The organism is Acinetobacter sp. UBA3025, assembly GCF_002367915.1.
Lineage (GTDB): Bacteria > Pseudomonadota > Gammaproteobacteria > Pseudomonadales > Moraxellaceae > Acinetobacter.
This window is the reverse complement of record NZ_DFDO01000326.1, coordinates 1-5,606: the sequence shown is the minus strand read 5'-3', so window position 1 is coordinate 5,606 and position 5,606 is coordinate 1. Positions and strand designations below refer to the sequence as shown.

Here is a 5,606-nt window from a genome sequence, read left to right as displayed (position 1 = left end):
AATTGTTTTAACAGGAACTCTACCCCATGCGGGTTATGTCCGGCATCAAAAATTACAGTCTTATTCTGAATTTCTCGGACTTCAAAACGCCCCGGCAATTTAGCTGCCTGAACTCCTTCCGCAATCGCTGTCTGGTTGACTTCCAGACCACTCAGCAAGATCGCTGCAACTGCTGTCGAAATATTATCCAGCGCCAGTGAACCTGTTGGCAATTTTAAAGTCGTACCCGACGATGCAAAAGCCCAGGTTTTGCCATCTTCAAAGGCTTCATAGAAATAATCACGGTTGATAGCATACAACGGCGCATTGCATTCAGCAGCTTTATCCAGAATGGCTTGCGGAATATCTTGCTGACCACCAAATATCACGGGAATATTCGGACGGATAATACCAGCTTTTTCAAAAGCAATTTTTTCAATGGTATCACCGAGCCAGTCGGTATGATCCAGTCCGATATTGGTGATGACTGCAACATCCGGATTAACCACATTCACGACATCCAGACGGCCACCCAATCCGACTTCCAGCACCCACACATCACACAGTTCATGTTTAAAAATCACAAATGCAGCAAGTGTGGTTGCTTCAAAGAATGACAGGCTTAAATCGCATTCGCGACGTGCCCGATCGACTTCAACAAAAGCATCAATCAGCAACTGGTCTTCGACTTCAACCCCACGTAATTTCACCCGTTCATTAAAACGATATACATGAGGAGACTGATACAGTCCGACCTTAAAACCCTGAGCATTGAGAATGGCAGCCAGAGTCGTGGTCGTTGAACCTTTACCATTGGTTCCGGCAACCGTCAGGACTTTAGCCTCCGGATTGATCACGCCCAGCTTTTCAGCCACAGGAATAACACGTTCCAGGCCTAAATCAATCCCCGTAACGTGAACATGGCTCCAATAATCGAGCCATGTATCAAGTGAATCAGTTGCTAATGGTGCTGTGTTCAAGGCAGGTTCATCAATTTCGTGATAATACGATAAACTGTATCACGTAATGCATGACGGTGAACAATCTGATCGATTACACCATGATCAAGCAAATATTCAGCACGCTGGAACGGTTCGTCCAGTTTTTCACGCACGGTCTGCTCGATTACACGTTTACCCGCAAAACCAATCATCGCTTTCGGTTCAGCCAGATGCACATCACCCAGCATGGCTAAAGACGCAGTGACACCACCATAAACTGGGTGGGTCAATACCACCACATAAGGCAGACCTGCTTCTTTCAAACGCTGAATCGCTGCTGAAGTACGTGCCATTTGCATCAAAGACAGCATGCCTTCCTGCATACGCGCGCCACCAGAAGCTGCAAAACAGATCAAAGGCTGATGTGTTTCAATCGCACGCTCTGCTGCTTGCACAAAACGGTCACCCACTACGGTACCCATAGAGCCGCCCATGAAGTCGAATTCAAATGCGGTTGCAATCATTGGCACGCCTTTCAGCAGACCTTGCATTACGATCAGTGCTTCAGTTTCACCTGTTTTCTTTTGTGCTTCCGACATACGCTCTGGATAAGCTTTGCTGTCGACAAATTTCAGTGGATCTTTGGCAGTAAATTCCTGACCCATTTCAGTTTGTACCTGATCAAAGAACCAGTTCAGACGGTCACGTGCTTTCATTTTCAGATGTTCATCGCATTGTGGACAAACATAAGCATTAAATGACATTGCAGTACGTGTCACCAAAGCATGACATTCAGGGCACTCAATCGTTGGTTCTGTGAATGTCGCTTTTAGGGTAGTTTGCTCATCAGGTACATGAATGCCCGGAACAATACGCTCCGTCCATGGGGTCGATGGGCTCAGAATTTTGCCTGATTTCACTTGTTGACTCATACTATAACTCATCGAGCGCTGCTCGAAGCTCCTTGACTTTATTCACCGTCGCAATAACGGCTTGTTCTGGCGCGAGGGTTGCAAACTGTTTTACAAACGCACTTCCCACAATAACTGCATCGGCAGCAACACCCATCGCTTTCGCAGATGCAGCATCACTGATACCAAAACCCACGCCTACAGGAACATCTGTCTCTGCCTTAATTTTCTGAATACGTGCAGCTGCTTCAGACACATCCAATGTTGCAGCACCCGTCACACCTTTCAACGACACATAGTAAATAAAGCCACTGGCCTGTTTCACTACATGCTGAATACGCTCATCAGTTGAGGTCGGAGCCAACAGGAAAATCTGATCCATTTCATATTTTTCCAGCACCTGCCCCAGATCTTGAGCTTCTTCAGGAGGAAGATCGACCAGAAGTACGCCGTCGACACCGCATTCATAGGCATAAGCCACAAACTTTTCATAGCCAATGACTTCAACCGGATTGAGATAACCCATGAGTACCACTGGTGTTTCGCGGTCTTTCAAGCGAAATTCTTTCACCATGTGCAGTGCATCTAGGGTATTAGTGCCACTGGCCAGCGCGCGTTCAGCAGCCAGAGCAATCACCGGACCATCTGCCATTGGATCTGAAAAAGGGAGACCCAGTTCAATCACGTCGACGCCAGCGTCCACCATCTGGTGCAGCAAAGGTACGGTTACCTCTGGATGCGGGTCACCAGCCATAACATAAGAAACTAAAGCTTTACGCTGTTGAGATTTAAGTTGTCCAAATCGTGTGGCTAAACGTGACATAGGGCTGAGCTTTCCTTAAGGTGTTTCAAACTTGAGACATTGACTATGTAGAAATACAAGACATCGCATTGTAACGCTATTTTTTGTACATTGAACAGTGTGCAACATCGACCTCTGGCATTTCATTTCCTGTGCGAGGATTTCAGAACAACCCGAAGGGATCTATTTACGATTATTTTGATTTTTTTCTCAATGATCAAAGATGCCTAATTTTGGCATTCCCTAAAATGTTGAATATTTAGATAAACTTATTTTTATCATGGAAAAATTAATAAAAATGCAGATGTTAGCGCATTCATTTAAAGTTTTCTGAAATTGCAAAACCTGTTTATACTAGCCCCATTCTCTTATTTTTTTTTATCTCCTATGCAGACTGACTCTGAAGGTACAGTGCAGGCACGCGCCATTGCACTGTTGCCGCTTATTGTATTTTTAACCATCTTTTTAGGTAGCGGGATCTATCATTCTCTGATCGGAACTGAATTTGCGTTTTATCAGATTAAAGCGCCTGTTGCTGCCCTGCCCGCGATTATCTTGGCTGCATTAGTTTATCGTGGCAAACTCAATCAGGGTATTGAAGAATTTCTTAAAGGTGCCAGCCATCCTAACCTGATTCTGATGTTCATGGTATTTATGCTGGCCGGTGCTTTTGCCAGTGTTAGCAGTGCGATTGGCAGTGTTGATGCCACCGTACAGATGGGCCTGTCTGTCATTCCTCCGAGTTTTGTCTTACCGATGCTGTTTGTGATTTCGGCATTTATTGCGACGGCGATGGGTACCTCTATGGGAACCATTGCCGCCTGTGCACCCATTGCCTTTGGCTTTGCACAAGTGACCGAGATTCCGGTGGTTTATGCAATTGGCGCCGTGGTCGGTGGGGCGATGTTCGGTGATAACCTGTCCATGATTTCGGATACTACCATCGCTGCAACCAGCAGCCAGAAAGTGCAGTTACGTGACAAATTCAGCGTCAATGTCTGGATTGCTGTGCCGGCTTCTATCGTCACGATTTTGATCTATATCTTCAATACTGGTAGTTCTAGTCCAGTCGAATACAAGGACTTTAACTGGATTCTAGTCCTGCCTTATATTGCGGTCTTTTTACTGGCTTTTAGCCGTCTGCATGTTCTGGCGGTTTTAACCATCGGTGTCGTGTTATCGGGTTTATTCGGGCTATTTGCTACGCCAGATTTCAATATCCTCAAGCTGAACACTTCCATTTATGATGGCTTTGTCGGCATGTTTGAAGTGGCATTGTTATCCATGTTCCTGGGTGGCCTGTCTGCGATCATGCAACGTGAAGGTGGTTTACGCTGGCTGATCGAACGCATCTACGCGCTGACCCGCTTATTTAAAGTGGGCCGTCAGCGGGCCGGTGAAATCGGGATCAGTTTCTTGGTCGTATTTTCGAATCTGTTTGTAGCAAATAACACTGTCGCGATTATTCTGGCTGGTGATATGGCCCGTGAAGTGGCGAAAGAATATGGGGTTGATCCGAAACGTGCCGCCGCCCTGATGGATATTTTCTCCTGTGTGGTACAGGGGCTGATCCCTTATGGCGCACAATTATTACTGGCCTGTTCGATTGCCAAACTTTCTCCAGTCGAGCTAATCGGGGGCGTGTATTACTGCTGGATTCTGGCAATATTTGCGGTGATCGCAATTACTTTCCGATATCCTAAATTAAAAACAGCTTAAATTAAGTCATGAGATAAAGCGGCCAATGATGGCCGTTTTTTTATGCCTGATCCTGTTTTAATTGTTTTCTATATTGCAATAAAGTCCTGCCTGTTGCTACCTTATAAGCGCGGGCTAAAGCGGACTGGTCAGAATAATCCAGTTGTTGGGCGATTTCGGTCAGGCTTAGGGGCTGATGCAATAAGCTTTCACAACGCCTGATCCTTTCCTGTTCCAACAATTTTTTAAAAGAACTACCTTGCTCATTTAGCTGACGCTGCAAGGTTCGAGTCGATACAAACAGTTGCTCGGCCAGCTGTTCAATTTTAATCGCCTGTTGTCTGCTTCTTAGATGCTCCGCAACCACTTTTTGAGCCTGAGTCAAAATACTTTCTACAGGTGGTTTGGCTGCAATCGCTTCTTCAGCTTGACGAATCAATAACTGTAATAACATTGGATCGGCCTGTTCCGATTTCAGGTTCAGTCCCTGTATATCCAGTTCAAAGCCATAATCCTGCTGTGAAAACTGCACTTCCGCAGCATAGAATTTTTGATAGTGAATTCGGGCAATTTCTGGCGCATGAGCAAAACGCACCCGACGCAAGAGCAAAGGATGATCCTGCAAAATAAAACGTCCCAATTGCACCATGGCTGCGATAGTTAGCTCATTCAGCAGGTTATAACGCTCATCCTGATAGATCCAATATAACTCAATACTCTGCGTATGCTGTCTTAGTTGCAATGGGACAAATTCGCTCCCATCAATGACCAGTCGCTGAAAACGCATGATGTAGCCGATGATCTCAGGAATACTGCTGCTTTTGGATACCATATAGCCCAGCACACCAAAATGTTCTGGCCGAATACATTGCACAATTTCAAAAATTAACTGTGGACACGCTACCTGTTTTTGGGTTCTTAACAGGATGCTATTGAGAAAATCCAGCGGAACTTGTGCATCAAAAGGCTGATCAATCAGTCCAATGAGCTGAGGTCGTAGATCTGCAAGAAACTCTGCGGTTAAAGGTTCTATATTTAAGCTACGCAAATAGGTGGCCCATAGTTGGATATAACCATTGGAGATTTTGATGTCTTGCATGAGCGCGTCCCTGTCTCCACTGCGAATGTATATTTTATTTTTCTATGGCGTAAAATGTATAAAAATTGGCCATATCTGTCAAAACAATTTGTGCAATTCTGAACATACTGTCAGAATCTCCAGAAAAAGAATGAAAGCAGATGAACGCACCTTTAAAATCTTCTGTACAGCCTGTG

Annotated in this window: 5 protein-coding genes; 1 reads left to right on the top strand and 4 read right to left on the bottom strand. The window is 45.2% G+C overall.

Annotation, left to right across the window (positions count from 1 at the left end; genetic code table 11):
• The 3 genes from B4J23_RS13920 to trpA form a co-directional block, all read right to left on the bottom strand.
• Positions 1-959, bottom strand: a 959-nt coding sequence (locus B4J23_RS13920) for a bifunctional folylpolyglutamate synthase/dihydrofolate synthase (protein WP_291361455.1), incomplete at its 3' end; no start/stop codon positions are given.
• Complete coding sequence (gene accD / locus B4J23_RS13915; RefSeq protein ID WP_034169942.1) at positions 956-1,852, bottom strand: acetyl-CoA carboxylase, carboxyltransferase subunit beta; 897 nt, start codon at positions 1,850-1,852, stop codon at positions 956-958. The genes accD and B4J23_RS13920, both read right to left, overlap by 4 nt.
• A gap of 1 nt (position 1,853) precedes the next feature.
• Positions 1,854-2,654: a tryptophan synthase subunit alpha gene (gene trpA / locus B4J23_RS13910; protein WP_291361452.1), complete on the bottom strand. Its 801-nt coding sequence runs from the start codon at positions 2,652-2,654 to the stop codon at positions 1,854-1,856.
• Between the two features lie 366 nt (positions 2,655-3,020).
• Here trpA and B4J23_RS13905 point away from each other — a divergent pair, with 366 nt between their 5' ends.
• A complete protein-coding gene (locus tag B4J23_RS13905; RefSeq protein WP_166139529.1) occupies positions 3,021-4,352 on the top strand; it encodes a Na+/H+ antiporter NhaC family protein in 1,332 nt (443 codons plus the stop codon).
• 40 nt (positions 4,353-4,392) lie between these two features.
• On the opposite strand, the gene B4J23_RS13900 is transcribed toward B4J23_RS13905, so the two are convergent.
• Positions 4,393-5,430 (bottom strand): helix-turn-helix domain-containing protein, encoded by a 1,038-nt coding sequence (locus tag B4J23_RS13900; RefSeq protein ID WP_291361450.1) that lies wholly within the window; start codon positions 5,428-5,430, stop codon positions 4,393-4,395.
• Positions 5,431-5,606 lie beyond the last annotated feature (176 nt).

What these genes read in the sequence shown, in the direction of transcription:
- accD (WP_034169942.1), bottom strand. Translation starts at nt 1,852, where the DNA reads ATGAGTCAACAAGTGAAATCAGGCAAAATTCTGAGCCCATCGACCCCA.
- trpA (WP_291361452.1), bottom strand. Translation starts at nt 2,654, where the DNA reads ATGTCACGTTTAGCCACACGATTTGGACAACTTAAATCTCAACAGCGT.
- B4J23_RS13905 (WP_166139529.1), top strand. Translation starts at nt 3,021, where the DNA reads ATGCAGACTGACTCTGAAGGTACAGTGCAGGCACGCGCCATTGCACTG.
- B4J23_RS13900 (WP_291361450.1), bottom strand. Translation starts at nt 5,430, where the DNA reads ATGCAAGACATCAAAATCTCCAATGGTTATATCCAACTATGGGCCACC.